At 70.6% G+C, this 26,516-nt stretch carries 25 protein-coding genes; 11 read left to right on the top strand and 14 right to left on the bottom strand.

The annotated features are described in order from the left end of the window. Positions 1-98 precede the first annotated feature (98 nt). A complete protein-coding gene (gene speA / locus JG616_RS11080) occupies positions 99-1,988 on the bottom strand; it encodes an arginine decarboxylase (RefSeq protein WP_199392599.1) in 1,890 nt (629 codons plus the stop codon). A 247-nt stretch (positions 1,989-2,235) separates the two neighbouring features. On the opposite strand from speA, the gene speE reads away from it, so the two are divergent. Beyond that, positions 2,236-3,084, top strand: a complete 849-nt coding sequence (speE, locus tag JG616_RS11075) for a polyamine aminopropyltransferase (protein ID WP_199392598.1) — start codon at positions 2,236-2,238, stop codon at positions 3,082-3,084. Between the two features lie 125 nt (positions 3,085-3,209). Here speE and JG616_RS11070 read toward each other — a convergent pair whose 3' ends face one another. Continuing rightward, positions 3,210-3,548 (bottom strand): P-II family nitrogen regulator, encoded by a 339-nt coding sequence (locus JG616_RS11070; protein WP_199362956.1) that lies wholly within the window; start codon positions 3,546-3,548, stop codon positions 3,210-3,212. 144 nt (positions 3,549-3,692) lie between these two features. Between JG616_RS11070 and JG616_RS11065 the strand changes: the two genes are divergently transcribed. Beyond that, entirely contained in the window at positions 3,693-3,992 is a 300-nt protein-coding gene (locus JG616_RS11065; protein ID WP_199362957.1) for an accessory factor UbiK family protein, read from the top strand. A 10-nt stretch (positions 3,993-4,002) separates the two neighbouring features. Continuing rightward, positions 4,003-5,511 (top strand): YifB family Mg chelatase-like AAA ATPase, encoded by a 1,509-nt coding sequence (locus JG616_RS11060; RefSeq protein ID WP_199392597.1) that lies wholly within the window; start codon positions 4,003-4,005, stop codon positions 5,509-5,511. A gap of 48 nt (positions 5,512-5,559) precedes the next feature. Here JG616_RS11060 and aceA read toward each other — a convergent pair whose 3' ends face one another. Both aceA and aceB read right to left on the bottom strand, forming a co-directional pair. After that, positions 5,560-6,852: an isocitrate lyase gene (aceA, locus tag JG616_RS11055; protein WP_199362959.1), complete on the bottom strand. Its 1,293-nt coding sequence runs from the start codon at positions 6,850-6,852 to the stop codon at positions 5,560-5,562. Between the two features lie 230 nt (positions 6,853-7,082). Further along, complete coding sequence (gene aceB / locus JG616_RS11050; protein ID WP_199392596.1) at positions 7,083-8,699, bottom strand: malate synthase A; 1,617 nt, start codon at positions 8,697-8,699, stop codon at positions 7,083-7,085. 114 nt (positions 8,700-8,813) lie between these two features. Between aceB and JG616_RS11045 the strand changes: the two genes are divergently transcribed. Continuing rightward, on the top strand, positions 8,814-9,776 hold the full coding sequence (locus tag JG616_RS11045; protein ID WP_199392595.1) for a LysR family transcriptional regulator: 963 nt from the start codon (positions 8,814-8,816) through the stop codon (positions 9,774-9,776). Positions 9,777-9,805: 29 nt separating this feature from the next. On the opposite strand, the gene JG616_RS11040 is transcribed toward JG616_RS11045, so the two are convergent. Genes JG616_RS11040 through oleC form a run of 8 tightly spaced genes read right to left on the bottom strand, consistent with a single transcriptional unit; the run spans position 9,806 to position 17,944 of the window. Then, positions 9,806-10,903, bottom strand: coding sequence for an isoaspartyl peptidase/L-asparaginase (locus JG616_RS11040; protein ID WP_199392594.1), 1,098 nt, complete (start codon positions 10,901-10,903; stop codon positions 9,806-9,808). Between the two features lie 55 nt (positions 10,904-10,958). Further along, complete coding sequence (locus JG616_RS11035; protein WP_199392593.1) at positions 10,959-11,564, bottom strand: lysophospholipid acyltransferase family protein; 606 nt, start codon at positions 11,562-11,564, stop codon at positions 10,959-10,961. 13 nt (positions 11,565-11,577) lie between these two features. Further along, a complete protein-coding gene (gene arfB, locus JG616_RS11030) occupies positions 11,578-11,997 on the bottom strand; it encodes an alternative ribosome rescue aminoacyl-tRNA hydrolase ArfB (RefSeq protein ID WP_199362963.1) in 420 nt (139 codons plus the stop codon). Between the two features lie 21 nt (positions 11,998-12,018). Next, positions 12,019-12,849 (bottom strand): pseudouridine synthase, encoded by an 831-nt coding sequence (locus tag JG616_RS11025; protein ID WP_199392592.1) that lies wholly within the window; start codon positions 12,847-12,849, stop codon positions 12,019-12,021. After that, positions 12,846-14,519 (bottom strand): ubiquinone biosynthesis regulatory protein kinase UbiB, encoded by a 1,674-nt coding sequence (gene ubiB / locus JG616_RS11020; protein WP_199392591.1) that lies wholly within the window; start codon positions 14,517-14,519, stop codon positions 12,846-12,848. The genes JG616_RS11025 and ubiB overlap by 4 nt, the downstream gene beginning before the upstream one ends. Then, positions 14,516-15,175 carry an SCP2 sterol-binding domain-containing protein gene (locus tag JG616_RS11015; RefSeq protein WP_199362966.1) on the bottom strand — a complete coding sequence of 220 codons (660 nt, stop codon included), beginning with the start codon at positions 15,173-15,175 and terminating at the stop codon, positions 14,516-14,518. Before JG616_RS11015 ends, ubiB begins: the two co-directional genes overlap by 4 nt. 53 nt (positions 15,176-15,228) lie before the next feature. Continuing rightward, positions 15,229-16,233, bottom strand: a complete 1,005-nt coding sequence (gene oleD, locus JG616_RS11010; protein WP_199362967.1) for a 2-alkyl-3-oxoalkanoate reductase — start codon at positions 16,231-16,233, stop codon at positions 15,229-15,231. Positions 16,234-16,249: 16 nt separating this feature from the next. Further along, a complete protein-coding gene (oleC, locus tag JG616_RS11005) occupies positions 16,250-17,944 on the bottom strand; it encodes an olefin beta-lactone synthetase (protein ID WP_199392590.1) in 1,695 nt (564 codons plus the stop codon). 127 nt (positions 17,945-18,071) lie between these two features. On the opposite strand from oleC, the gene JG616_RS11000 reads away from it, so the two are divergent. Both JG616_RS11000 and JG616_RS10995 read left to right on the top strand, forming a co-directional pair. After that, a complete protein-coding gene (locus JG616_RS11000) occupies positions 18,072-18,737 on the top strand; it encodes a TenA family protein (protein ID WP_199362969.1) in 666 nt (221 codons plus the stop codon). A 70-nt stretch (positions 18,738-18,807) separates the two neighbouring features. Further along, positions 18,808-19,230, top strand: a complete 423-nt coding sequence (locus JG616_RS10995) for a YkgJ family cysteine cluster protein (RefSeq protein ID WP_199362970.1) — start codon at positions 18,808-18,810, stop codon at positions 19,228-19,230. Between the two features lie 99 nt (positions 19,231-19,329). On the opposite strand, the gene JG616_RS10990 is transcribed toward JG616_RS10995, so the two are convergent. Further along, complete coding sequence (locus JG616_RS10990; RefSeq protein ID WP_199363120.1) at positions 19,330-20,268, bottom strand: alpha/beta fold hydrolase; 939 nt, start codon at positions 20,266-20,268, stop codon at positions 19,330-19,332. Between the two features lie 122 nt (positions 20,269-20,390). Between JG616_RS10990 and JG616_RS10985 the strand changes: the two genes are divergently transcribed. The 5 genes from JG616_RS10985 to JG616_RS10965 all read left to right on the top strand — a co-directional run bounded on the left by JG616_RS10985 (position 20,391) and on the right by JG616_RS10965 (position 25,304). Next, a complete protein-coding gene (locus JG616_RS10985) occupies positions 20,391-21,128 on the top strand; it encodes a UPF0149 family protein (protein WP_199362971.1) in 738 nt (245 codons plus the stop codon). A 32-nt stretch (positions 21,129-21,160) separates the two neighbouring features. After that, positions 21,161-22,264, top strand: coding sequence for a Gfo/Idh/MocA family oxidoreductase (locus JG616_RS10980; protein ID WP_199362972.1), 1,104 nt, complete (start codon positions 21,161-21,163; stop codon positions 22,262-22,264). Between the two features lie 107 nt (positions 22,265-22,371). Continuing rightward, positions 22,372-23,340 carry an alpha/beta hydrolase gene (locus JG616_RS10975; protein ID WP_199363121.1) on the top strand — a complete coding sequence of 323 codons (969 nt, stop codon included), beginning with the start codon at positions 22,372-22,374 and terminating at the stop codon, positions 23,338-23,340. 181 nt (positions 23,341-23,521) lie between these two features. Further along, positions 23,522-24,706, top strand: coding sequence for an FAD-binding domain (locus tag JG616_RS10970; protein WP_199392589.1), 1,185 nt, complete (start codon positions 23,522-23,524; stop codon positions 24,704-24,706). 61 nt (positions 24,707-24,767) lie between these two features. Continuing rightward, positions 24,768-25,304, top strand: a complete 537-nt coding sequence (locus tag JG616_RS10965) for a hypothetical protein (RefSeq protein ID WP_199362974.1) — start codon at positions 24,768-24,770, stop codon at positions 25,302-25,304. Between the two features lie 44 nt (positions 25,305-25,348). Here JG616_RS10965 and JG616_RS10960 read toward each other — a convergent pair whose 3' ends face one another. Beyond that, positions 25,349-26,431: a Fic family protein gene (locus tag JG616_RS10960; RefSeq protein ID WP_199362975.1), complete on the bottom strand. Its 1,083-nt coding sequence runs from the start codon at positions 26,429-26,431 to the stop codon at positions 25,349-25,351. Positions 26,432-26,516: the final 85 nt, after the last annotated feature.

The following is a 26,516-nucleotide window of genomic DNA, read 5'->3' as shown; positions in this document are numbered from 1 at the left end:
ATCAGCCCCGCGCACTGTAGGAGCGGCTACAGCCGCGATCAGCCGTGACGCCGAAGCGATCGCGGCTGTAGCCGCTCCTACAGTGCATGCGTGGGCGTTCAGTCGAGGGGTGTGTCGTCCAGGTAGGTATAGCCGGTGAGGCCGGCTTCCAGCGCGGCGCGCAGGTTGGTCGCCTCGTCGGCGGGCAGCGCGGCGGCGGCGACCTTGGCGTCGTACTCGGCGCGCAGGTCGTCCAGCGCGTAGCCGACGTAGTCGAGCATCACGTCGGTGGTGTCGCCGCGGCGCTGCTGGGCGATGGCATAGCCCTCGCCATCCACCTTCACTGCGATCACGTCGGTGTCGCCGAACAGGTTGTGAATGTCGCCCAGGATTTCCTGGTAGGCACCCACCAGGAAGAAGCCCAGGCGGTAGCTTTCACCGGCGCGCAGTTCGTGCAGCGGCAGCGAGCTGTCCAGGTCCTCGTTCTCGACGTAGGTGTCGATCTTGCCGTCGGAGTCGCAGGTCAGGTCGGCGATGGTGCCGCGACGCGTGGGCGCCTCGTCCAGGCGCTCGATCGGCACGATCGGGAACACCTGGTCGATCGCCCAGACGTCGGGCATCGATTCGAACACGCTGAAGTTGACGAAGTACTTGTCGACCAGGCGCTCGTTGAGCTCGTCGAGCACGGCACGGTGGCTCTTCTCGTCGTAGGTCAGCCGCGCCTTCACGGCGTGGGCGATGGCATAGAACAGGTCGTCGATGCGCGCGCGGTGCACCAGGTCGAGCTGGCCGAGCGCGTACAGGCTCAGGCCCTCGGCGTGGTGGTGCTGCGCCTCCTGGAACAGCTCGACCGCCGGACGCTCCTCCAGCTCCGAGTGGATGTCGCGCAGGTGGCGGATCACCGCCGGCTCGTCGTCGTGCGCGTCCGGCACGCGGCCCTCGGGCGCGGCTTCGACCTCGGACACGTTGGCCACCAGCACCGCGTGGTGCGCGGTCATCGCCCGCCCGCACTCCGTCACCAGGCGCGGCTGGCGCAGGCCGGCCTCGGCGCAGGCGTCAGCCAGCGGCTGCACGATATTGGACGCGTACTGCGCCATGCCGTAGTTGACCGAGTTGTAGCTGCGCGAGCGCGTGCCCTCGTAGTCGATGCCGAGGCCGCCGCCGACGTCGACGTAGTCGATGTCAGCGCCCAGTTGGGACAGCTCGACGAAATAGCGCGTGGCCTCGCGCATGCCGCGCGCGATGTCGCGCACGTTGGAGATCTGCGAACCCATGTGGAAATGCAGCAGCTTCAGCGCATCGCCCATGCCGGCATCGCGCAGCGACTTCCACAGGTCCAGCAGCTGCCGCGGGCTGAGGCCGAACTTGGCCTTGTCGCCGCCGGAGTTCTGCCATTTGCCCGCGCCCAGCGAGGCCAGGCGCATGCGAACGCCAAGCACCGGCGCCACGCCCAGCGCCTTCGACTCCTCCATGACCAGCTTCAGCTCGGAGGGCTTCTCGACCACGATGAAGACATTCATGCCCAGCTTGCGGCCGATCAGCGCCAGGCGGATGTACTCGCGGTCCTTGTAGCCGTTGCAGATCACCAGACCGCCCGGGCGCGAGAGCGCCAGCACCGCCATCAGCTCGGGCTTGCTGCCCGCTTCCAGGCCGAAGCCTTCGCCCGCGTGCGAGGCCAGCGTTCCGGCCACGCCGCGGTGCTGGTTGACCTTGATCGGATATACCGCCGTGTAGCCGCCGGCGTAGTCCCAGTCGGCCTGCGCCTGCGCGAACGCCGACTGCAGCGCGCCCAGGCGGTCGCCCAGCACGTCGGGGAAGCGCACCAGCATCGGCAGGTTCGCGCCCTGGTCCAGCGCGCGGTCCACGACCTCGGGCAGCGGAATCGACGGCCCGCCCGCGCCGCGCGGCCGGACCACCACGCGGCCGGCGCCGTCGACGTCGAAATAACCCGAGGACCAGTGCGGGATCGAATAGGTCTTGCGGGCTTGGTCGATGGACCAGGCGGTCATGGGCGGAGATCCGGGGCACGTGAAGGGATCGGCATTCTAGCCTTCGGGGCGGCAACTCCCCGTGCAAACGTCGCCAGCGAACGCCGTTCCGCCGCTGGCCGCTCGCGCCAGCCACGCGGTCCCTGTCGGGGAAGCGCAACGACATGCAGGACCGTTGCGATTCCCGCTGTGCAAGGCGTGGCGACATGCCCGACCGGGGCCGTCCGCTACAATCCGCGGCCTTCGCTCCCGCTTCCGGACGCCCGCAATGACCGCCCCGACCTGGCTCTACGAGAACTTCGATCCCGCCGGCTCCGCCATCGGCTACCGCGTCACGCGCAAGCTCGACGAGGTGCAGTCGCCGTTCCAGAAGATCGAGATCTTCGAATCGACCGACTGGGGCAACGTCATGCTCATCGACGGCGCGATGATGGTCACCACGCGCGACAACTTCCTCTACCACGAGATGATGACGCACCCGGCATTGTTTACCCATGCCGACCCGAAGCAGGTGGTGATCATCGGCGGCGGCGACTGCGGCACGCTGCGCGAGGTGCTGAAGCATCCGGGCGTCGAGAAGGCCGTGCAGTGCGACATCGACGAGCAGGTCACGCGCATGGCGGAGAAGTATTTCCCCGAGCTGTGCGAATCCAACACTGATCCGCGCGCCGAAGTGATGTTCGACGACGGCATCGCGTACATGGCCAACTGCGCGCCGGGAAGCCTGGACGTGGTGATCGTGGATTCGACCGACCCGGTGGGCCCGGCCGAAGGACTGTTCAACAAGAGCTTCTTCGAAAGCTGCTTCCGCGCGCTGAAGGACGACGGCATCCTGGTGCAGCAGTCGGAGTCGCCGCTGGTGCTGCTGGAGCTGATCCAGGCCATGCGCGCCGAGATGGGCAAGGCCGGCTTCGACAGCTTCCAGACGCTGCCCTTCCCGCAGCCCTGCTACCCCACCGGCTGGTGGAGCTGCACGCTGGCGCGCAAGGGCGGTCGTGGGTTCGGCTTCCGCGAGGACGACGCGCGCGAGAAGGACTTCGACACGAAGTACTACAGCGCCGACATCCACAAGGCCGCACAGGTGCTGCCGCCGTTCGTGGCCGAAGCGCTGGGCTGAAGCGCGCGCGCCGCGCCCTGCAGGAGCGGCTACAGCCGCGATCCCGGCCTGCCGGGACCGCCGCCGCCAGGACCGAACGCCGATCGCGGCTGTAGCCGCTCCTACAGACGCTCTTACAGGCGCTCCTACAGGGCGTCGGAGTCCAGCTCGCCGGTGCGGATGCGCACCACGCGCTCGAGTTCGTACACGAAGACCTTGCCGTCGCCGATCTTGCCGGTCGAGGCCGCCTTGAGGATGGCCTCGGTGACCAGCTCGGCCTGGTCGTCGGTGACCGCGACCTCGAGCTTGATCTTGGGCAGGAAATCGATCACGTACTCGGCGCCGCGGTAGAGCTCGGTGTGGCCCTTCTGCCGGCCGAAGCCCTTGACCTCGGTGACGGTGATCCCGGCCACGCCGGCTTCCGACAGCGCCTCGCGCACGTCGTCGAGCTTGAACGGCTTGATGATCGCCATGATCATCTTCATCACGCGGTCTCCGCTTTCGGTGCGCGCAGGATACCGCGGCCCGGGCGGCGGACGGGCCTTTTCCCACATCCCCGCGCGCCTGCACCCGATGGCGCGCGACCCCCGCCGCGGCCAGGCTGCAGGCAACACCGGAGGACACCCCACATGATCGACCTCGGACACATCGACGACCTTGCCCGCCGCCTCAGTGGCCTGGTGCCCCCCGGCCTGCGCGAAAGCCGCGAGGAGCTGCAGGAGAACTTCAAGTCGGTCCTGCAGGCCGGCCTGGCGCGGCTCGACCTGGTGACGCGCGAGGAATTCGACGTGCAGCAGGCGGTGCTCCTGCGCACCCGCGAGAAGCTCGAGGCCCTGCAGGCGCAGGTCTCGCAGCTCGAATCCCAGCTCGGCGCAGGCGGCAGCGCCGCGCCGATGGCGCCGCCGCCGCAGTCCCAGCAACCCCACTGAGGCCACCGCCATGGCGGGGCTCGCGATCGTGCACGGCCGTGCACGCGCCGGCGTGCGCGCGCCGGAAGTGACGGTCGAGGTCTACATGAGCGGCGGACTGCCGCGCATGTCGATGGTCGGGCTGCCGCAGGCCGCGGTGCGCGAGTCCAAGGACCGGGTGCGCGCGGCAATCCGCTGCGCCCAGTACGAATTCCCGCCGCGCGTGACCACGGTCAACCTGGCGCCGGCCGACCTGCCCAAGGGCGGCGGCCGTTTCGACCTGCCGATCGCGCTGGGCATCCTCGCGGCCAGTGACCAGCTGCCGCAGGCGGCGCTTGCCGGCCACGAGTTCATGGGCGAGCTGGGCCTTGCCGGCGAACTGCGTGCGGTCGACGGAGTGCTGCCCGCTGCGCTGGCCTGCGGCGAGGCCGGTCGCGTGCTGGTGGTGCCTGTCGGCAACGGGGCCGAGGCGGCACTGGCGCGCGGCGTCGACGTGCGCGTGGCCCGTACGCTGTCGGAGGTGTGCGCGCATCTCACCGGACAGCGCGCCCTGCCCCGGGCCGCGGCCGAGCCTGGAGGCAGGACGGGCGCGACCGGCAGCCCGGACCTCGCCGACGTGCGCGGCCAGCTGCGCGCGCGACGGGCACTGGAGATCGCCGCCAGCGGCGGACACCACCTGCTGCTGAGCGGCAGCCCGGGCTGCGGCAAGACCCTGCTGGCCTCGCGCCTGCCCGGCATCCTGCCCGAGGCCAGCGAGGCCGAAGCACTGGAGACCGCCGCGATCGCCTCGATCAGCGGCCGCGGCATCGACCCGGCTCGCTGGCGGCAGCGGCCGTTCCGCGCCCCGCACCACACGGCCAGCGCCATCGCCCTGGTGGGCGGCAGCGGCGAGCCGCGTCCGGGCGAGATCTCGCTGGCGCACAACGGCGTGCTGTTCCTCGACGAGCTGCCCGAGTGGAGCAGGAGCGTCCTCGAAGTGCTGCGCGAGCCGCTGGAGTCGGGCACGGTCACGGTCTCGCGCGCCGCGCGGCAGAGCGAGTTCCCGGCGCGCTTCCAGCTCGTCGCGGCGATGAATCCGTGTCCCTGCGGCTGGGCGGGCGATCCCTCGGGCCGCTGCCAATGCAGCCTCGACGCCGTGCAGCGCTACCGCATGCGCGTGTCCGGCCCGCTGCTCGACCGCATCGACCTGCACGTCGACGTTCCGCGCATGTCGCCCGCGGAGCTGCGGCCGGATGCGCCGGCCGGCGAGGCCAGCGCGGCCGTGCGGGCCCGAGTCGAGGCCGCGCGCGGACGACAGCTCGCGCGTGCAGGCGTGCTCAATGCGCACCTCGACCAGGCCGGTACCGCCGCGCATTGCCGCCTGGCGGACGGCGACCAGGCGTTGCTGGAGCGCGCGATCGACAGCCTGCAGCTGTCGGCCCGCGCCATGCATCGGATCCTGCGCGTCGCGCGCACGATCGCCGACCTCGATGGCCGCGACGCCATCGGCAGCGCGCACCTGGCCGAGGCCCTCGGCTATCGCGGCTTCGTCGCGCAGTAGCGCCGGCCGGCCCCGCGGATCGGGAGCCGCCGGCGGCCCGCAGCGCGATCAGGCGACCGCGGCCTGGAACTGCTCTTCCTCGGTCGAACCGGCGAGCGCCGTGGTCGACGACTGCCCCTGCTGGATCGCCTGGGTCACCGCGTCGAAATAGCCGGTGCCGACCTCGCGCTGGTGCTTGACCGCGGTGAAGCCCTTGTCGGCCGCCGCGAACTCCGACTCCTGCAGCTCCACGAAGGCGCTCATCTGGCGGCGCGCATAGCCGTGCGCGAGGTTGAACATCGAGTAGTTCAGCGCATGGAAGCCGGCGAGCGTGATGAACTGGAACTTGTAGCCGTAGGTCGCGATCTCGTCCTGGAATCGGGCGATCGTGGCGTCGTCCAGGTTCTTCTTCCAGTTGAAGCTCGGCGAGCAGTTGTAGGCCAGCATCTTGCCCGGGTACTTCTCGTGGATGGCCTCGGCGAAGGCGCGGGCGAAGCCGAGGTCGGGCTTGCCGGTCTCGCACCACACCAGGTCCGCGTAGGGCGCATAGGCCAGGCCGCGACTGATCGCCTGGTCGAGGCCGTTGCGGGTCTTGTAGAAGCCCTCGACGGTGCGCTCGCCGGTGGTGAACGGGCGATCGTTGTCGTCGACGTCGCTGGTCAGCAGATCCGCCGCCTCGGCGTCGGTACGCGCGACCAGCATCGTCGGCACGCCGCAGACATCGGCCGCCAGGCGTGCGGCATTGAGCTTCTCCACGGCCTCGCGCGTGGGCACCAGCACCTTGCCGCCCATGTGGCCGCACTTCTTGACGCTGGCCAGCTGGTCCTCGAAGTGCACGCCGGCCGCACCCGCCTCGATCATCGCCTTCATCAGCTCGAAGGCGTTGAGCACGCCGCCGAAGCCGGCCTCGGCGTCGGCCACGATCGGCTGCAGGAAGTCGATCGAGTCGTCGCCCTCGGCGTGGTGCAGCTGGTCGGCGCGCAGCAGCGCGTTGTTGATGCGCTTGACCACCGCCGGCACCGAGTCGGCGGGATACAGCGACTGGTCGGGATACATCTGGCCCGCGAGGTTGGCGTCGGCCGCCACCTGCCAGCCGGACAGGTAGATCGCCTTCAGCCCGGCCTTGACCTGCTGCATGGCCTGGTTGCCGGTCAGCGCGCCCAGCGCGTTGACGTAGGGGCGCTGGTGCAGCGAACCCCAGAGCTTCTCCGCGCCCAGGCGCGCCAGCGAATGTTCGACGTGCACGGTGCCACGCAGGCGCACCACGTCGTCCGCGGAGTAGTTGCGGGTGATCCCGGCCCAGCGCGGGTTGGTGGTCCAGTCGGTGCGGATGGCGTCGGCGTTGGGAAGCTTCGTGCTCATGTCGGGATCTCCAGTGGGTTCAGCTGCCCGCTCCCGCAGGAGCGGCTTTGTTGTAGGAGCGGCCATGGCCGCGATCCGCGGGAAGGGCGCATGCGGGTGCGGATTCTTATGAAAACGGGGTCTTGCAGGAGCGGCTGCAGCCGCGATTCGGGTTTGCGGGGATCGCGGCTGTAGCCGCTCCTACAGGAGGAGGAGGGGGCAGAGGCCGCGGGGCACGGGGTCATGAGCGCTCAAGCCAGTCGTTCGTAGGCCGGCAGGGTCAGGAACTCCTCCAGCGTCGTGCTGCGGGTCAGTTCTTCCAGCATCCCGATGGCTTCGGCAACGCGTCCCGCGCCCGGGATCGGCCCCTGCGCGGCCAGGCGCGAAGGCAGGTTCAGCAGCGCCTGTTCGAAGAGGACCTCGTCGATCACGCTGCCGTCGTCGAGATGCAGCGGCGCGTGGCCGCCATCCGCGGCGTGCAGCCACTGCCACAGCTGGGTGCGGGCGATCTCGGCGGTGGCGGCATCCTCCATCAGCCAGTGGATCGGCACGCAGCCGCTGCCGTCGAGCCAGGCGGCCAGGTAACGCACGCAGACCTCGACGTTGCCCTCGAAGCCGGCGCGGGTGATCGTGCCCAGCGGCGGCGCGATCAGCGCTTCACGGTCGACGTCGACGTCCTCGCGCGCGACCGCGTGCTGGTGGGGGCCGGGCATCGCGGCATCGAAGATCTCCCGTGCCACCGGCACCAGCGCCGGGTGCGCGACCCAGGTTCCGTCATGGCCGGCGCGTGCTTCGTGCTTCTTGTCGGCGCGCACCCGCGCCACCGCGGCTTCGTTCGCGTCCGGGTCGCCCGAAATCGGGATCTGCGCCGCCATGCCACCCATCGCGTGCGCGCCACGGCGGTGGCAGGTGCGCACCAGCAGCTCCGAATAGGCCTTGAGGAACGGCTGGGTCATCGTCACCTGGCCGCGCTCGGGCAGCACGCGGTCGCGATGCGCGCGGAAGGTCTTGATGTAGGAAAAGATGTAGTCCCAGCGCCCGCAGTTGAGCCCCGCGATCCGGCCGCGCAGCGCGTGCAGGATCTCGTCCATCTCGAACACCGCGGGCAGCGTCTCGACCAGCACGGTGACCTTGATGCAGTCCGCGGGCAGGCCCAGCGCCTGCTCGAGGTGCGCCAGCACGTCGTTCCAGAGCGCGGCCTCCTCCATCGACTGCAGCTTGGGCAGGTAGAGGTAGGGGCCGCGGTCCCGGGCCGCGAGTGCGGCGCCGTTGAGGACGCAGAACAGGCCGGCATCGAACAGGCTGGCCGAGATCCGGGCGCCGTCGACCAGCAGGTGCTTCTCGTCGAGGTGCCAGCCGCGCGGACGCACGATCAGCACGGCGCGTTCGGCCTCGGGCTTGAGCCGGTAGGCCTTGCCGGTGTCGCCGTCGAAGGCCAGGGTGCCGGCCACCGCCTCCCGCAGCGCGCGCTGGCCGGTCAGCAGCGCGTCCCAGGTCGGCGCGGTCGAATCCTCGAAGTCGGCCATGTAGCAGCTGGCGCCGGAGTTCAGCGCGTTGATGACCATCTTCGGATCGACCGGGCCGGTGATCTCGACCCGGCGGTCGAGCAGCGCCTGCGGAAGCGCCGCCACGCGCCAGTCGCCCTCGCGGATCGCACGGGTGTCGGCGCGAAAGTCGGGAAGCTCCCCGCGGTCGAAGGCCGCCTGGCGGTCGCGGCGCGCAGCGAGCAGGGCCTGGCGTCGCGACTCGAAGCGCTGCTGCAGGCCGCCGAGGACGGCCAGGGCCGCCGCGTCCAGCAGGTCCGGGGCGGCCGTGCACCCGGCCACAATGCGGACATCGGTGACGGCATGTTGGGGCGCTGCAGACATTCCGGACTCCGGCGTGGCGTGGTTGGCCACCATCCCTGCGCCGGCTTTATTTGACAAAACAGATATAACAATGCGATTGATAAGTTGTACTTATACCTGAGGCAGGTCGCGGTCTTGAGCCCCGAACGCACGCCCCGATTCGCCTACAAGGGGGACCGCCTGAAGCCGCTGCGCGCCTTCTGCCAGGTGGCCCGGCTGGGCTCGGTCTCGCGCGCCGCCGAGGCGCTGTACGTCAGCCAGCCGGCGGTGAGCCAGCAGCTGCAGGCCCTCGAGCGCGAGCTGGGTGCGCGGCTGTTCGAGCGCAACGGCCGTCGCCTTCTGCCCACCCGCGAAGGCGAGGCCCTGTATGAACTTGCCCGCCCCCTGGTCGAGGGCATCGACGCCCTCCCGGCGGCCTTCCGACGCCAGCTGGCCGGCATGGACGCGGGCGAACTGGAGATCGCCGCCAACAGTTCGACCATCCTGTACCTGCTGCCGCGCATCGTCGGCGCCTTCCGCGAGCAGCACCCCGAGGTGCGCCTGCGCCTGCACAACACCATCAGCGCCGACGGCACCGACCTGCTGCGCGCGGACACCGTGGAGCTGGTGGTCGGCTCGATGCTCGACGTGCCCACCGACCTCAGCTACGTGCCGGTGTATTCGTTCCAGCCCATGCTGATCACCCCGCTCGACCATCCGCTGGCGACCACGCCGCGGCTGACGCTGCAGGACATCTCCAGGCACGGGCTGATCCTGCCGCCGCAGCGACAGGTGACCTGGCGCCTGGTCGACCTGGTGTTCCAGCAGGCGCGCGTGCCCTACACGGTCTCGCTGGAGGTCGGCGGCTGGGAGGTGATCAAGCAGTACGTGGCGATGGGTCTGGGCATTTCGATCGTGAGTTCAATCTGCCTGGACGACACCGACAGCGAACGCCTCGCCATCCGCCCGCTCGACGCCTGGTTCCCGGCGCGCAGCTACGGCGTGGTGGTGCGCAAGGGCAAGGTGCTGTCACCGCAGGCGCGGGCTTTCATCGACCTGATCAAGCCCGACCTGTTCGTGCGCCGCGGCCACGAGGACAGCGGGCACTCGGAGCGCTAGCGCGCCGGGCGGGCTGTTCACAGAAAACCTCAGTACTGCGGCAGCGGCAAGGCCTCGTCCGCGAAGACCGCCACGTGCGGCACGCCGTCGGCGCCGATCCAGCCGCGGTACATGCCCTCGGTGTTGAAGGGGAAGGCGACGTTGCCGTCGGCGTCCAGGGCGATCGCGCCGCCATCCCCGCCGGCACGCACGACCTCGCCGTTGATCACCGCCCCGGCGGCGACCGCGACAGGCTCGCCGCGATGGCGGACCCGCGCGCAGATCTCGTGCGCCGCCGCGGTGCGGATGTAGAACTCGCCCCAGCCCGTGCCCGAGACCGCACAGCCGGCATCGGCCCAGGTCCCGGCGCCGATGATCGGCGCGTCGCCGATCCGGCCCCAGCGCTTGTTGGTCATGCCGCCGGTCGAGGTTCCGGCCGCGAGATGGCCGGCGGCATCGAGGGCCACCGCACCGACGGTGCCGAAGTACGCCGGCTCGTCGCCCGACGCCTCCTGCGCTCCGGCTTCGGTGCCTTCCGCCGCCTCCCTGCGCAGCGCGCGCTGCAGCTGCTCCCAGCGCCGCTCGGTCCTAAAGTACGCGGGGTCCACGCGCTCGATCCCCTGCGCCTCGGCAAAGGCCTCCGCGCCCGCGCCGGCCAGCATCACGTGCGGCGAGTGCTCCATCACCGCGCGCGCCAGCAGGATCGGGTTGCGCACGCGCTGCACCCCGGCGACCGCGCCGGCGCGACCGTCCCGCCCGTCCATCAGCGAGGCGTCGAGCTCGTTGCGTCCATCGTGGGTGAACACCGCGCCGCGACCCGCGTTGAAGGCCGGATCGTCCTCGAGCACGGTGATCGCCGCGGTCACCGCATCGAGTGCCGGCGCGCCATCGGCCAGCCTTGCGTGGCCGGCACGCAGCGCGCGTTCGAGCGCCGCGCGTGCCGCGGCCTGGTCGGCTTGGCCCAGGCCCGCGCGCACCACCCCGGCACCGCCGTGGATGGCCAGCACCGGCCGGACCGCAGCAGCGGTCGCGGCGCCGCTGGCGTCCGCATCCTCGCCCGGCCCTGGCGGGGCACCCGCGCCCGTAGCGCAGCCACCGAGCCCCAGCCCGAACAGGGCGGCGATGAGCCCACCCGCAAGCCTTCGCATGTCCATCTCCTCTCCTCCCGCATCGCCGCCGCGCGGCGCCTGCGTGCATGGTCCATCAGTCGACGCCGTGGTTGCGTCCCCGCCACGGCCGGTACCACGCGCGGATGCGGCGCATGTCGGCCCCGGTGTCGTCACCGACGTGGAACAGCGGGCCGATCCCGATGACCCGGTCGGGATAGTGGAAGTACACCGGCAGCACCGGCACCTCGGCCGCGCGCGCGATCTTGAGGAAGCCGCTCTTCCAGTGCTCCACCGGCTTGCGCGTGCCCTCGGGCGCCAGCCCAAACCAGAGGCGCTCGCGGCCGCGGATCATCTCCGCCACCTGTTCCACCACGCCGGCCGAGCGGCTGCGGTCGACCGCGATCACCCCCAGCGCATGCAGCAGCCGCGACAGCGGCCACCAGAACAGTTCGCGCTTGCCCAGGATCCTGATGTCGAGGCCCAGGCCCAGCTTCACCGCAAGGCCCCAGACGCCGTCCCAGTTCGACGAATGCGGCGCCGCGATCAGCACCACGCGCGGCACGTCGGGGAATTCACCGACCACGCGCCAGCCTCCGAGAAGGAGGATCCCGCGGCCGAACCAGCGCGCGAACCGGTTTGGCCGCAGGCGCGGCACGTTCGGCGGCAGCACCGGAAGGATGTCATCGCCGGGTTCCCTCATGTGTCCTGCCGTCTCAGTCCCAGTCGCGCACGTTGCGCCCGCGCTTGATCGTACTGCGCTCGCGCTTGGCATCCATGCGCCGGGCCTTGGCGGCGCGACTGGGCCTGGTCGCCACGCGCTTCTTCGGCGCCGTGCGGCCGGACTCGATGAAGGCCGCCAGCCGCTCGCGTGCATCCTGGCGGTTGCGGTCCTGGGTGCGGAACCGCTGCGCGTTCAGCACCAGCACACCGTCGTCGGTGAGGCGACGATCGCGTTTGGCGAGCAGGCGCTCACGCACCGCCTCGGGCAGCGAGGGCGAGTTGGCGATGTCGAAGCGCAGCTCGACCGCGGTCGCGACCTTGTTGACGTTCTGCCCGCCCGGTCCCGACGCGCGCACGAAGCGCTCGACGAGTTCGTCCTCGGGAATGGCGATGGCAGGCGGCGTGGTGGTCATGGCGTTCGGGTGTGGCAGCCGTCAGGCGTCCTGCTTAGGCGCGAAGAATGCCAGCGCACGCGCGAATTCCGCGTCGGGCGGCGCGGTGACGTGCACGCGGCGCGCCGGGTCCTGCGGATGCGGAAACGCCAGTTGCTCCGCATGCAGCAGCATGCGGTGGATGCCGAGCATGCGGAAGCTGCGGTTGTGGCGGCCGTCGCCGTGGCTGGTGTCGCCGACCAGGTGGTGCGACAGGTGCTTGAGGTGGCGGCGGATCTGGCGGAAGCGTCCGGTCTGCGGCCAGGCGCGCAGCAGCGCGTAACGCGAGGTCTCGAAGCCGGCCGAGGGGATCGGCAGCTCGGCGGTCGCCAGGCGCTCGAAGCGGGTGACCGCGGGCTTCTTCTGCGGCTTGCCCGGGCCACCGTCGAGCGGATGGTCGACGGTGAACGCCGCCTCCGCCGGCCAGCCGCGGCAGATCGCGAGATAGGCCTTGTCGACCTCGCCCGCCATCAGCGACTTGCCCAGCGTCGACGCCGTCTCGCGGTCGAAGGCCAGCAGCAGGCAGCCGCTGGTGGCGCGGTCCAGGCGGTGCACGAGGTGGATCGGGCGGCCGAACTGCGCGCGCAGGCGGTCGGTGGCGAAGTCGTCCTCGCCGCGCGCGAGCTTGCTGTCGTGGACCATGAGGCGGGCGGGCTTGTTGACCACCGCGAAACCGCCTTCGAGGTGGAGGACCGGAAGAGCCGCCGCCTCTGTAGGAGCGGCTACAGCCGCGATCGCACCAGCCGGCGGCTCGCCATCGCGGCTGTAGCCGCTCCTACAGACGGGCGACTCGGCATCGCGGCTGTTGTCGCTGTTGCAGGCCGGGGTGCTCATCGCCGGGGGAGGGCGGCAAGGACCGCCCAGAGGCCGCCGGCGGCGGCGACCCAGGCGGCCACGGGCACCGACCACAGGCGCGGGCCGCCTGCGTCCAGCCCGTGCAGCACGGCCGCGACCACCAAGAGCCCTACGCCCAGGATCGCCGACACCGTGCGGCGCTGCATGGCGCGCATCACCTCCACCAGTTCGCCAAGCTCCGGGGAACGCATGCCGAGCTGGTGCCGGCCCTGGATCTGCTGGGTCAGCCAGGCGTGCAGCAGCCCGGGCATCTCCGGCGCGCGCGTGGCCAGCTCGGGCAGGCGGCGGCGGAACTCGCCGGCCAGCCGCTTGGGGCTGTAACGCTCGGCCAGGATGCGTTCGAGCACCGGCCGCGCCACCGCCCAGATGTCGATCTGCGGATCCAGGTGCCGGCTGACGCCCTCGACGTTGAGCAGGGTCTTCTGCAGCAGGATCAGCTGCGGCTGCAGCGTCAGCTGGTAGCGCTGCGCGGTGCGGAACAGCTTCAGCAGCACCTCGCCCAGCGAGAACTCGGCCAGCGGCCGGGTGAAATACGGCTCACACACGCCGCGCACTGCCGCTTCCAGTTCATCCAGGCGCACGTGCGAGGGCATCCAGCCGGCCTGCACGTGCAGCTCGGCGATGCGCCGGTAGTCCTTGTTGAAGATCGCCATGAAGTTTTCGGCGAGGTAGTACTGGTCGTCGCCGGAAAGCTGGCCGACGATGCCGAAATCGAGCGCGATGAAGCGCGGGTTCATCCGCCGCGCCGGATCGTCGTCCACCCAGATGTTGCCGGCGTGGGCATCGGCGTGGAAGAAGTTGTCGCGGAAGACCTGGGTGTAGAACACCCGCACAGCCTTGGCGGCCAGCAGCTTGCGGTCCAGGCCCGCGGCCTCGATCGCCGCCAGGTCGTCGCTCGGGAAACCGCTGACGCGCTCCAGCGTGAGGATGCGCTCGGTGCTGTGCGACCACACCGGCGCCGGCACGTAGAGGTCGGTCGAGCCCTCCCAGTTGCGGCGCAGCACCGACGCGTTGGCGCCCTCGCGCTGCAGGTCGAGCTCCGCGGCGAGCGTGGTCGCGACCTCGTCCACCACTTCGCGCGGCCGGATCCTGTCGGCGTTGGGATGCGTGCGCTCGACGAACGCGGCGATGCTGGTCAGCAGCCGGATGTCGGCGGCGATGCGCCCGGCGATGCCGGGACGCAGCACCTTCACCACCACCGCGCGCGCGGCGCCGCCGGCGGCGTCGGGCAGCAGGGCGGCATGCACCTGGGCCACCGACGCCGAGGCCAGCGGCACGGTGTCGAAGCCGGCAAAGGCCTCGGTCACCGGGCGGCCCAGCTCGCGCTCGACGATGGCGCGCGCGACCTCGCCGTCGAACGGCGCGACCTGGTCCTGCAGCCGCACCAGTTCGTCGGCGATGTCCGGCGGCACCAGGTCGCGGCGCGTCGACAGCACCTGGCCGAACTTGACGAAGATCGGACCCAGCTCCTGCAGGGCGAGGCGCACGCGCGCCCCGCGCGGCAGGTCCGTCACCTCGGGCGTGGCGCGCGGCACGAACGGCCTCAGCAGCCACAGCCAGCGGCCCGCCGGCGTGCCTTCGGCGAGGGTGTGCAGGCGGTAGCGGAGGAGGACGCGCCCGATCTTCAGGGCATGCAGTCCCGACCTCACCGCGCGCCCCCGGCGACTGCGGCCAGCCGCGCGACGCGCGCGGCCATGCGTTCGACGTCGTCGCGCAACACGTCGACGTCGTCGTGGAAGGCCTCGAGCTCGAGGCGCCCGACCACGTCACGCGACTCCTCCACCACGTATTCGGCGGCGGTGGCGGCCAGTCCGCTGCCCGCGCGCCGCGCACCCTTCAGCGCGGAGGCCAGGGCGCTGGCGACCTGCACGCCCACGATGTCGCCGAAGGCGGCGACGAATGGCCGCTGCCAGTCGGGATCGAAGCGCTGCGCCAGGCGCTGCAGCGCGCGCGCGAGCTCCGCGTCGCCTTCGATGCGCAGGCGTCCGCTGGGCGTCGCGTGCGAGTCGTCGCCGGCCGCGAGCATCCCGCGCAGCTGGCCCAGCAGGCCGCCCAGCGTGGTGCGCACCGACAGGTCGGGCTCGGCGGCATCGTCGGCCGGTCCGACGCGGAGGGCCTCGCCGTCCACGCGGATCGACATCGCCAGCGGCGGCGCGGCCAGGTGCAGCGCGACACGCCGTCCGTCCAGCCGCGACAGCGCCTGGCGGGTGTCGTCATCCAGGGCGAGCGCGCGGTTGAGCGCCATCTCCAGCGCGCGGCCGGCCAGCGGCTTCAAGCCGGACAGGGGAAAGGGGGAAGAGGCCATGGCCGCATTGTAGCGGCCCGCCCGGGGCGCCCAGCGCGATGGCTGTCTGGTCCTCAGGCCGTGCCGGCACCGGCCCGTGACGCCGCCAGGCGCTGCAACCCCTCGGCGATCGACACCCGCGGCACATAGCCGAAATCGCGCGTCGCCGGCCCCATGTCGTACCAGTGCGTGGTGCTGAGCTGTTCGGCCAGGAAGCGGGTCAGCGGCGGCTCCGAGCGCAGCCGCAGCAGCGGCCAGGCCGTCTCGCAGGCCGCGCCGATCGCATAGGCCACCGGGAACGGCACCGTGGCGGTGACCTCGGGCGCACCCACCGCCCGCAGCAGGCCGTTGACGATGTCGCGAACCGCCATCGGCTCGCCGTTGCTGATGAAGTAGGCGCGGCCGGCGCAGGCGGCGCCGATGTCCAGATGTTGCAGCGCATCGAAGTGCGCCTGCGCCGCGTTGTCGATGTAGGTGGTGTCGATGCGGTTGAGCCCGTCGCCGACGAAGCGCAGGCGCCCGGCACGCGCGCGCTCGGCCAGGCGCGGCACCAGCTGGTTGTCGCCCGGTCCCCAGATCAGCCGCGGGCGCAGGGCGATCGTCGCCAGGGTGGCGTCGTTGGCCGCCAGCACGATCTTCTCGGCGATCAGCTTGGTCGCCGCGTACGGCGCCTTGAGATCCTCGCCGTAGGGCACGGCGTCGGCCGTGCCGCCCTCGACCGGATGGGTGGCGCGATGCGTCACGCTGGGCGTGGAGGTGTACACCAGCTTCGGCACGAAGTGCTCGCGGCAGCCGGCCAGCACGTTGCCGGTGCCCATGACGTTGGCGCGGTGGTAGCTGTCGTAGCTGCCCCAGGCGCCGGCCTTGGCGGCGTTGTGCAGCACCGCGTCCATGCCGGCGCAGGCGGCGATCACCGCGTCGCGGTCGGCCAGGTCGCCGCGCAGCTGGCGCACGCCGATCGCGTCGAGCTGCGGATAGTGCCCACGGTTGAAGCTCGAGACCGCGTGGCCGCGTTCGACCAGGCCGCGGCACAGCGCCTGCCCCAGGAACCCGCCGCCACCGGTGACCAGTACCCGCACTTCGCCCCTCGCTGCGTCAGACCGGCACCCGGGCCGGTTCGAATGCCCTGCCGGCGCGCCGTTCGCGCGCGGCCCAGACGGCCAGCTTCTCGCGGCCGATCTTCGCATTGTGGCGGATGTCGACCGGAAACGCGGGATGGAAGGCGAAGCTGTCGACGGCTGCGGTATGCACGAAGCCTTCGCCGATGTGGCGCAGTTCGTCGGCGATCCGCGCCCGTTCGGCCTTGGCGATCCCGGGCTTCAGCTCGACGCAGAGCAATGGCCGTTGCGCGCCACGCTCGCCGATGCCGACCAGGGCGGTGCGGCGGACGTCGGGGTGGGTGTCGAACACCGGCTCCACCTGCTCGGTGCACAGCGTGCCCGCCGCGGTCACCACGCGGTGCGACTTGCGGCCGCAGAACCACAGCCGGCCTTCCGCGTCGAACCAGCCGAGGTCGCCCATGCGGTGGACGATGCGCTCGCCCGCACCACTCCCGCCACCCGGATCCACCGCGACCCGCTCGCGGATCTTGGCCAGCCGCGTCTGCGCGTCGCGGCGGAAGTAGCTGTCGGTCGCGCTGGGACCGGCCACGGTGATCTCGCCCACCTGCCCCGGCTTCACCAGGAGCGCGTCCGACCACTCCGTGATCGCCTCGTCGGTGATGCGGATGATCCGGACCTCGTTGGGCGGCACCGGCCGGCCGACGCAGGTGCCGGCCCCGGCTTCGGTGCGCGCGCGCAGGGTGACCAGCTCGCGGCCTTCGATCACCGCCACCGGCAGGCATTCGGTGGCGCCATACGGCGTCCAGAGCTGCGCGTCGTCGGGCAGCAGCGTGCGCATCTTCGCGACCACCGCGGCGGGCACCGGTGCACCGGCCGAGGTCACGCGCGTCACCGTCGGCAGCGGCTGCCCGTGGTCGGCCAGCACGCGCATCAGCGCCGGCGAGCCGAACAGCTGGGTCACGCCGAAGCGCTCGATCGCGGCGTGCAGCTTCCGCGGATCGGCCTGTGCCGGACGCGTGGGGTCCATGTCCGGGATGATCGAGGTCAGGCCAAGCGCCGGATCGAACAGCGCGAACGGCGGGAAGGTCGGCAGGTCGACGCCGCCGGCGGCGATGCCGAAGGCCGCGCGCAGCATGTCCACCTGGGCGACGAAATGGCGATGGCGATAGACCACGCCCTTGGGTACGCCGGTGGAGCCGCTGGTGAACAGGATCCCGGCGACGTCGTCGGCCGCGGTCGCGGTGAGCTGCGGCCCGGCGCCGTGGCCCGCGCGTTCCACCTGCTCCAGCGTGCCGTCGGCGAACAGCGCGCGGCGCCCGGTGGTGATGCGCAGCCTGGCCGCCTTCGCCCAACCCAGCAGCGTGCGCGCGAACATCGCCAGCGGCACGCCGATGAAGGCCTGGGGCTCGGCCTCGTCCAGGCATTGCTTCAGCGCGCGCCGGTCGATGCCCGGATCGACCAGCACCGGCACCGCGCCGGCCTTGAACAGCGCGAACATCAGCAGGAAGAACGCCGGCGTCGGCCGCACCATCACCACCACGCGGCTGCCGCGCGCGATGCCGCGACCGGCCAGGCCGGCGGCGATGGCATCGCTGCGGCGGTCGAGTTCGCCATAGCTCAGCGCCACGTCGTAGCGTCCGTCGCGCCCGGGGCAGCGCATGGCGATCCGGTCGGGCGCCTCGGCGGCCATGCGCGGCAGGGCCGCGGCGATGTTGCAGGCATCGGTCATGCCGGGATTATCGCCGCTGGGCGTCGCGGGTTCATGCGCCTGCCGTGGCGCCTGCCGTGGCCCCGGCCGCCGCGATGGCCGACAATCCCCGGCCCCTGCGGCGCCGCCGCGTCCACCGAGTGCCGCCATGTCGCTGTTCGAGCGCCTGAAATCCGCCGCCGCCGACGACTGGAACGCCTACGTCGACCACGCCTTCGTCCGCGGCCTGGGCGACGGCCGCCTGCCGCAGGCGGCGTTCCGCAACTACCTGGTGCAGGACTACCTGTTCCTGATCCAGTTCGCGCGTGCGCATGCGCTGGCCGCGTACAAGAGCCGCACCCTGGCCGACATGCAGGCCGCCCGCGGCGGGCTGGCGGCGATCCTCGACGAGATGGGCCTGCACCTGCGCGTATGCGAACGCTGGGGCCTGTCGGCCGCCGACGTCGAGGCGACCGCGGAGCAGCAGGCCACGGTGGCCTACACCCGCTACGTGCTGGACGTGGGCATGTCGGGCGACCTGCTCGACCTGCAGGTGGCGCTGATCCCCTGCACCCTGGGCTATGCCGAGATCGGCCGCCGGCTGGTGCCCGACGGCATCGAGGCGATCCCGGCCGACCATCCCTACCGCGACTGGATCGCCGAATACGCGGGCGACGCCTTCCAGCAGGCCGGCGCGGCCGGCCAGGCCTGGCTGGACGACCTGGCCCGCCGCTATGCCAGCGAAGCGCGCTTCCCGGAGCTGGTCGGCATCTTCCGCACGGCGTCGCGGCTGGAGGCGGACTTCTGGCAGCAGGGGCTGGACGCCGCGGGCTGACAGCGCCGCACCCCTTGCGCGCGGGGGCCGCTGGCGGAAAACTTCCGCCCTGTTCCCACCGGCCCCGCCGATGCCCCACCCCTGCCTGAGCTGCGGTGCCTGCTGCGCCCACTTCCGCGTGAGCTTCCACTGGTCCGAGGCCGATCCTGCGCTGGGCGGGCAGGTGCCGCCGGCGCTGACCGTTCCGCTGCGCAGCCACGAGATCGCCATGCGCGGCACCGCGGGCGGCTCGAGCCCGCGCTGCGTCGCGCTGGATGCCGACATCGGCCGCCGCTCCCGCTGCAGCATCCACCCGGTGCGCCCGCAGGCCTGCCGCGACGTGCCGGCCTCGTGGGAGTTCGGCGCGCCGAGCCGCCAGTGCGACACCGCCCGCGCGGCCCACGGCCTGCCGGCGCTGGGCCCGGCGGACTGGATCTGGCGCGACGCCGCGGCCAACGACCGCGACGGCCACAGCGCCCCGAACGACGACGACACCCCACCCATCGCCGCCTAGCGGCCGGCCGGAACCTGTAGGAGCCGCTGCAGCTGCGATCCGCGGCACGCCACCCTGTAGGAGCAGCTACAGCTGCGATCCGCGGCGTCTCAATCGCAGCTATAGCTGCTCCTGCAGGGGCGGGAGCGGATGGCGGTCCAGGAACGCGCGGATCGCCGGCACCAGCACCTCGTGTTTGTCTTCGAGCACGTAGTGCCCGGCGTCGTCGAAGGCCATTACCTCCGCGCGCGGCAGCTCCGCCTGGAAGCGTTCCAGGAAATGGCGGTCGAAGACGAAATCCTTCAGCCCCCAGCCGATGAACACCGGCAGGCCGGCGTACTCGTGCAGCCGCCGGCCGGATTCCTCCAGCAGCGGCCAGGCGCGGTCCCTGGGCGACAGCGGGATGTCCTGCATGAAGCGGATGGTCGAGATGCGGTTCTTCCAGCTGTCGTAGGGCGCGACGTAGGCACGGCGCACCTCTGCCGGCATCCGTCGCTGTACGCCCAGCCACGAGGCGCCGGACGAGAAGGCGTTGAAACCGCGGATGACCAGTTCGCCCACGGTGTAGTCGCGGCCCAGCGCGATCTGCCAGGGCATGTCCTTGGCCCCGGGCATCGGGAAGGCGGCGGTGTTGAGGATCACCAGCCGCTGCACCTGCGTCTGGTGCGACAGCGCCCAGCCAAAGCCGATCATTCCGCCCCAGTCGTGCACGGCCAAGGTGACCGGGCCGTCGATGCCGAGGTGTTCCAGCAGCGCCGAGAGATCCTCGACCCGCGACTGCAGGGTGTAGTCGTAGCGCGGGAGTGCATCGGCGCCGTCATCCGGCTTGTCCGACAGCCCCATGCCGACGTGGTCGGGCACGATGCAGCGGTAGCCCTTGCCGGATGCCGGATCCGACAGCCCCGCGACCAGGGTGCGCCAGTAATAGCTCCACGACGGGTTGCCGTGGAGCATCACCACGACCTCGCCGTCGCGCGGGCCCTCGTCGAGGTAGCTCATCGAGATGCCGGGGCGGACCTGGAAACGCTGGGGATTGGCGGGATAGCCCGGAAACTGCATCACGGAGGCCTGGCGGACGGACGGCCGCCATTGTAGGCCGCCCGCCCGCGCGAACCCGCCACGCCCCGGCGCCGCGCCGCGCGACTACCATGCACCCACCTCCCCCCGCCCCCGCAGGACCCATGTCCCGACAGCCCGCCCCGCCCTACCTCGACGAAGCCGACATCGAACGCCTGGCCGACCTGCTCGACCGCCGCGCGGTGCCGTTCAAGGGCTTCAACCTGGAGGCGCTGGACGGCTTCCTGACCGCGCTGGCGGTTTCGCCGTCGCCCGTGCCGCCCGAGGAGTGGCAGCCGGTGGTCTGGGGCGGCAAGCCGCCGCGCTGGGACGGCGCGGACGAGGCCGGTGACGTCGAGCGCCTGCTGCAGGGTCACCTGAACATGTGCACCGCGCGCGTGCGCCACGACGACAGCGACCTGCCGGACCACCTCGCGCCACTGATGTGGCTGCCGGAAGATCCCGAGCTGACCGGCGAGGAGGCGCTGCACGAGGACGAGCTCGACGTCGGCGCGGACTGGGCCCAGGGCTTCTTCTCCGCGGTGATGCTGCGCGAGGCCGAGTGGGATGCGTGGCTGGACGCGCACGACTGGATCGAGGAGATCTTCGACGCCCTCGACCGGCTCGCCAGCGGCGAGGTGATCGACCCCGAGGACCCCACCGCCGAAGCGGCCCCGGTCGATTACCGCGAGCGGCTGGGCATCGTGATCGGGATCCCCGCAATGATGGCCGACCTCAACCACCACCGCGTGGAGGCGCTGACCCCGCGCACGCCGATCCGCCGCGACGCGTCGCCGGCGCGCAACGACGCATGTCCCTGCGGCAGCGGGAAGAAATACAAGAAGTGCTGCGGATTGAACTGAGCGCACGCGGCGACCACCAGCAGGAGCACACCATGCACACGCGCATCCGCGTCGGCATCATCGGCCTCAACCCCGGCATCCACTGGGCGGCGATGGCCCACATGCCGGCCCTGGCGGCGCTGGCCGACGACTACGAGGTGATCGGCGTCGCCAACACCAGCCTTGCCAGCGCGCAACGTGCCGCGGAAGCGTTTGGCCTGCCGCATGCCTTCGAGAACGCGCAGGCGCTGGTGGACTCGCCCGAGGTCGACCTGGTGGTCGTCACCGTCAAGGTGCCGCACCACCACGCCCTGGTCACCGCGGCCTTGAACGCCGGCAAGCACGTCTACTGCGAATGGCCGCTGGGCAATGGGCTGGCAGAGGCGCGCGAACTGGCCGCGCTGGCCGAGGCGCGCGGCGTCGTCGCCGCGGTCGGCACCCAGATGCGCGTCGCACCCGAGATCGAGCACCTGCGCCGGCTGATCGCCGACGGCTACGTCGGCGAGGTGCTGTCGACAACACTGGTCGGCAGCGGCGGCCAGTGGGGCGGACAGACCGATGCCGCGCACGCCTATCTCGACGACGTGCGCAACGGCGCGACCCTGCTCAGCATTCCGCTCGGCCATACGCTGGCCGGTTTCTTCGACGTGCTGGGTGGCTTCGCGAGCCTGTCGGCGCGGCTGATCAACCGTCGCACCCGGACGCACATCACCGATACCGGCGAGACCATCAACAGGACCACGCCCGACCAGGTGCTCGTGCACGGCGCGCTGGAGAGCGGCGCCGCGTTCTCGATCCATTACCGCGGCGGCATGTCGCGCGCCGCCGACACCAACCTGCTGTGGGAGATCAACGGCACGGAAGGCGACATCCAGGTGACCGGTGCGTCCGGGCATGCACAGCTGGTGCAGCTGGCGATCCGCGGCGGCCGGGGTGATTCGACGGAATTCGGCGAACTCATGCCGCCCGCAGAGGCCTACGCAGACTGGCCGGACGCGCCGATGGCGCGCAACGTCGCACGCATGTATGCCCTGGTGGCGCGCGACATCCGGGAGGGCACGCGCCTTGCGCCGGGGTTCGGCGATGCGGTCGGTCTGCATGAAGTGCTGGAGGCGATCGAGCGCTCGGCCGCGTCTTGTCCGCGAGACCCGCAGTGAAGCGGCGCGTCCGCATCACCGCCGGCGCTGGTGCCCGTCCTCGAGCTGGCCGTGCCCGTGCGTCCCGGTTGGGCTGTGCTGCCATCCTGTTCGCCGGCCTGCTCGGCATGGCCGGCATGGCGGCCGCATCGGAGGACGGTGGCGTCGTCTACGGCCCGCGACTCGAAGGCTTCGAGTATCCGCACCCGATCCGCACGCACGCGTTCGATTCGCAGCGCCGGCAGGTCGAGATGAGCTACCTCGATGTGCCGGCAACCGGCGTGGCGAACGGCCGTACAGCGCTGCTGCTGCACGGCAAGAACTTCTGTGCCGCCACATGGGAGCGCACCATCACCGCGCTTTCCGACGCCGGCTACCGCGTGATCGCGCCCGACCAGGTGGGCTTCTGCAAGTCCAGCAAGCCCGAGGGCTACCAGTACGCGCTCGCCGGCCTTGCACACAACACGCACGGCCTACTGGCCTCCCTCGGGATCGAGCGCAGCGTCGTTGTCGGACATTCCATGGGCGGGATGTTGGCGATGCGCTACGCGCTGATGTATCCGGAAGCCGTCGAGCACCTTGCCCTCGTGGGCCCCATCGGGCTGGAAGACTGGAAGGCAAAGGGCGTGCCCTACCAGCCAGTGGAACAGGTCTACGCATCGGAACTCCGCACCACCTACGACAGCATTCGCGACTACCAGGTCGCCGTGTACTACGCAGGACAGTGGCGTCCGGAGTTCGAGCGCTGGGCGAGGATGCAGGCCGGCATGTATGCGGGCCCGGGCCGCGAGGTCGTGGCGTGGCACCAGGCGCTGACCTTCGACATGCTGATGTGGCAACCGGTGGTGTACGAACTGCCCCTGCTGCGTGTTCCGACCACGTTGTTCATCGGTGTCCACGACCGGACTGCGCTCGGCAAGGGAGCGGCACCGCCGGAGGTGCAGGCCAGGCTTGGCGACTATCGGGCGCTGGGGCGCCGGACGGCCGAGGCGATTCCGGGAGCCGTGCTGGTCGAATACGAAGACCTCGGGCATTCGCCGCATATCCAGGACCCCGGGCGGTTCCACCAGGACCTGCTGCGGGAGCTTTCTCGCTGAGGCACCAAGCGAGAAAGGCACCGGTACTGAAGGTCGGTAGGACAGCTATCGACCCGAAGCGGACTTCCTGACACTTCGTCCACTGCATGCCTCTCCGCCTCGATCTGCGGGCGTCAACGCTGCGACAATGGCCGCCGCCGGCGCTTCGCTGGCAGCGCGCGGCACCGGGAGAAAGGTGTCAATGAAGATCGCCATCAATGGAGCCGGCATTGCAGGCACGGCGCTCGCCTACTGGCTGGGCAAGCTGGGCCACGACGTATTGCTGGTGGAGCGTGCGCCCCAACTGCGCACCAGCGGATTCGTGATCAACCTCTGGGGCATTGGGTACGACGCAGTGGAAAGGATGGGCCTGCTCCCGAGGCTGCTGGAACTGCAGTACCACTCCGACGAACTGCGCATGGTGGACCGGGCGGGGCGAACCCGGGGCGGGTACCCCTCCAGCGTGCTGTTGAAGCTCGCCAACGGGCGCATGGCCACGCTGGCGCGATCCGACATCGCGGCGGCGATCTACTCGTCGCTGGATGCCCGGGTGGAAACACTGTTCGGCGACAGCATCGCCGCGATCGACGATGGCGGGACGCAGGTACGGGTCGAGTTCGAGCACTCGATACCGCGGGAGCTCGACCTTGTGATCGGTGCCGACGGGCTGCACTCGCGCGTTCGCCAGCTCGTCTTCGGACCCGATGCGGACTTCGAGTATCCGATGGGCTGCCATGTCGCTTCGTTTGAAGTCGCCGGCTATCGACCTCGCAACGCCAATACCTACGTGGCGCACACGGCGCCGGGCCGGTACGTGGCCCGCTTCCCGATGCGCGACGACCGGATGCTCTTCTTCGTGCTGCTGCGGGACGAGCACCTCAAGGGACGGATTCCCGCCAGCCATGCAGAGCGCAAGGCTGCGCTGCGCGATGCGCTGGCCGGCATCGGCTGGGAGTCCGCCGGCATCCTGTCGGCACTCGAGCAGGTGGACGATATCTACTTCGACAGCATCAGCCAGATCCGCATGGACGCATGGGCCAAGGACCGGGTCGCTTTGATTGGCGACGCGGCGGCCTGTCCTTCCCTCATCGCCGGTGAAGGAGCTGGCTTCGCGCTGGTGCAGGCCTACATCCTGGCAGGCGAGTTGCACCGGCATGAAGGGGACATCGCCGCAGCGACCACCGGGTATCAGAAGCGTCTGCAGGCAGCCGTTGCCCGCAAGCAGAAGCACGCGGAAAGCCTCGCGGCCTCATTCGTGCCGAGAACGGAACACGGCGTGCGCATTCGCGACTACGCCACCCTGCTGATGCGCCTTCCGGTATTCCCGAGAATTCTGATGGGCCGCTACTTCCGTGATGAGGTGGCATTGCCGGAGTATGGGATTTGAGGTTCCGCGTCAGCGAAATGGCAATGGCCTCTCCTGGCCGTTGGCAGTCAGAGGCTGACCCGTGCCGCCCGGTCGGCAAGTTGGCATTCCACGATCGGACGTACAGGCGGCCCATGCGCTCGGCAGCCTGCACGTTGACCGGGTCTTCTTCCTTGTACGTGCGCGTCTGGTAGCCGCTGATGAAGCCGAAGCGGCCGATCTCCCGGTGCAGGTCGGCCAGCGGGAACTCCACGTGCGGCTCCCGGCCGTCGAGGTCATGCAGGCGGAAGCGCTGGAAATCGCTGACCAGGATGTACTGCGGCTTCTCGGATTCGCGCAGGCCGGCGAAGTAGTCGGTGGCCTGGTCGAAGGCGGCGTCCAGGTCCACGCCGGCGCTCTTGTGCTCGGCCAGCATCACGCCGGGCCAGAACAGGTCGATGCGTCCCTTGGCGGTGCCGGTGAAACGCTTCGCCTTCTGCTCGTACACGGCCACGCTGCGGCGCTTCTTGCCGAACACTTGGAAGAAGTCGTTCCAGAAGCTCTGCGCCTCGGCGCGCTCGGAGGTTTCACCGTCCCATTTCGCGGGCAAAGGCACGCGCGCGGTCGCGGATCTCGTTGAGGCTCAGCGGCATGCGCGCGCGCTCCGGAAGCTGATGGGCAAGGTCACGCGCCGGGCCCCGGCGCGCTGTCGCGGCCGAGCAGGGCGAACAGCGGCCGGTTCACGTAGTAGTTGTTGCGGCCCACGCGGATCTTGTCGAGCACGCCATCGCGCGCCAGCTGGTCCAGGTACTTCGTGGCCGTGGCGCGGGCGATGCCGAGCTCGCGCTGCAGGAACTCCACGCGGGTGTAGGGATGGTTGAACAGGTTGTTGAGCAGGTCCTGGCTGTAGAACCGGTATTCGCTGCGGAGGTGCTGCTTGGTGTCCTGCAGCAGGACCTTGATCGCCTGCACGGTGCCGATGGTCTCGGCGGCGGTCACCGAGACCGCCTCCAGCATGTAGAGCACCCAGTCTTCCCAGGCATCGTCGTCGCGCACCGACTGCAGCAGGCGGTAGTAGTCAGGCTTGGTTCGCACGATGTGCCGGCTCAGGTACAGCACCGGGATCTCGAGCAATCCTTCCTTCACCAGGTACAGCACGTTGACGATGCGCCCGGTGCGTCCGTTGCCGTCGTAGAACGGGTGGATGCTTTCGAACTGGTGGTGGATCAGCGCCATCTTCACCAGCGGGTCGACGGCGAAGGGCGGCTCGTCGTGCATGAAGCGTTCAAGCTCCCCCATCAGGCGGCGGACGTCGTTGGCATCCTGCGGTGGCTCGTAGACAAGCTGTCCGGCGCCGTCGCGCAGGCCCGTCCCCGGCAGCTTGCGCAGGCCGGCACGGTTGCACTCGAGCTGTTCCTGCACATCGAGGATGGTGTTGAGCGCAAGCAGGCCGGTCGCCTTCACGCGTTCGTGGCCGGCGCGCAGCGCCTGGCGATAGCGCAGGACCTCCTTGACCGCCGTGCCGACGGCGTCGCTGGCCTCTTCGTCGCGGTACAGGTCATCCTGCGTGGTGACGATGTTCTCGATGGCGGAGCTGTCCCGGGCCTCCTGCAAGGTCAGGGTATTGATGAGGATGTTCTGGTTGGGAATGCTGGCAGCGACGCCCTTGAGTTCGGCCAGCCGACGGTTCGCCTCGACCAGCAGGCGGAAGATCGGGATGGTCTCGAATCGGTTCGGGTCCAGGGCGGACAGCGGAAGGAGCGGCATCCCAGAAGCACCCTATGAACACGAATTCGCGAATTTTATACACGTCGCCGGCGACATGTACAAATTATTCGACTTTCTATGCACG

This window comes from Luteimonas sp. MC1895 (assembly GCF_016457215.1).
Lineage (GTDB): Bacteria > Pseudomonadota > Gammaproteobacteria > Xanthomonadales > Xanthomonadaceae > Luteimonas.
Note: the sequence above shows the minus strand (reverse complement) of the source record. Positions and strands in the feature narration are given on the sequence as shown.

Bases quoted from the DNA above. Each gene is read 5' to 3' on its own strand.
- speA (WP_199392599.1), bottom strand. From the start codon at position 1,988: ATGACCGCCTGGTCCATCGACCAAGCCCGCAAGACCTATTCGATCCCG.
- speE (WP_199392598.1), top strand. From the start codon at position 2,236: ATGACCGCCCCGACCTGGCTCTACGAGAACTTCGATCCCGCCGGCTCC.
- JG616_RS11070 (WP_199362956.1), bottom strand. From the start codon at position 3,548: ATGAAGATGATCATGGCGATCATCAAGCCGTTCAAGCTCGACGACGTG.
- JG616_RS11065 (WP_199362957.1), top strand. From the start codon at position 3,693: ATGATCGACCTCGGACACATCGACGACCTTGCCCGCCGCCTCAGTGGC.
- JG616_RS11060 (WP_199392597.1), top strand. From the start codon at position 4,003: ATGGCGGGGCTCGCGATCGTGCACGGCCGTGCACGCGCCGGCGTGCGC.
- aceA (WP_199362959.1), bottom strand. From the start codon at position 6,852: ATGAGCACGAAGCTTCCCAACGCCGACGCCATCCGCACCGACTGGACC.
- aceB (WP_199392596.1), bottom strand. From the start codon at position 8,699: ATGTCTGCAGCGCCCCAACATGCCGTCACCGATGTCCGCATTGTGGCC.
- JG616_RS11040 (WP_199392594.1), bottom strand. From the start codon at position 10,903: ATGCGAAGGCTTGCGGGTGGGCTCATCGCCGCCCTGTTCGGGCTGGGG.
- JG616_RS11035 (WP_199392593.1), bottom strand. From the start codon at position 11,564: ATGAGGGAACCCGGCGATGACATCCTTCCGGTGCTGCCGCCGAACGTG.
- arfB (WP_199362963.1), bottom strand. From the start codon at position 11,997: ATGACCACCACGCCGCCTGCCATCGCCATTCCCGAGGACGAACTCGTC.
- JG616_RS11025 (WP_199392592.1), bottom strand. From the start codon at position 12,849: ATGAGCACCCCGGCCTGCAACAGCGACAACAGCCGCGATGCCGAGTCG.
- JG616_RS11015 (WP_199362966.1), bottom strand. From the start codon at position 15,175: ATGGCCTCTTCCCCCTTTCCCCTGTCCGGCTTGAAGCCGCTGGCCGGC.
- oleC (WP_199392590.1), bottom strand. From the start codon at position 17,944: ATGACCGATGCCTGCAACATCGCCGCGGCCCTGCCGCGCATGGCCGCC.
- JG616_RS11000 (WP_199362969.1), top strand. From the start codon at position 18,072: ATGTCGCTGTTCGAGCGCCTGAAATCCGCCGCCGCCGACGACTGGAAC.
- JG616_RS10995 (WP_199362970.1), top strand. From the start codon at position 18,808: ATGCCCCACCCCTGCCTGAGCTGCGGTGCCTGCTGCGCCCACTTCCGC.
- JG616_RS10990 (WP_199363120.1), bottom strand. From the start codon at position 20,268: ATGCAGTTTCCGGGCTATCCCGCCAATCCCCAGCGTTTCCAGGTCCGC.
- JG616_RS10985 (WP_199362971.1), top strand. From the start codon at position 20,391: ATGTCCCGACAGCCCGCCCCGCCCTACCTCGACGAAGCCGACATCGAA.
- JG616_RS10980 (WP_199362972.1), top strand. From the start codon at position 21,161: ATGCACACGCGCATCCGCGTCGGCATCATCGGCCTCAACCCCGGCATC.
- JG616_RS10975 (WP_199363121.1), top strand. From the start codon at position 22,372: ATGGCCGGCATGGCGGCCGCATCGGAGGACGGTGGCGTCGTCTACGGC.
- JG616_RS10970 (WP_199392589.1), top strand. From the start codon at position 23,522: ATGAAGATCGCCATCAATGGAGCCGGCATTGCAGGCACGGCGCTCGCC.
- JG616_RS10960 (WP_199362975.1), bottom strand. From the start codon at position 26,431: ATGCCGCTCCTTCCGCTGTCCGCCCTGGACCCGAACCGATTCGAGACC.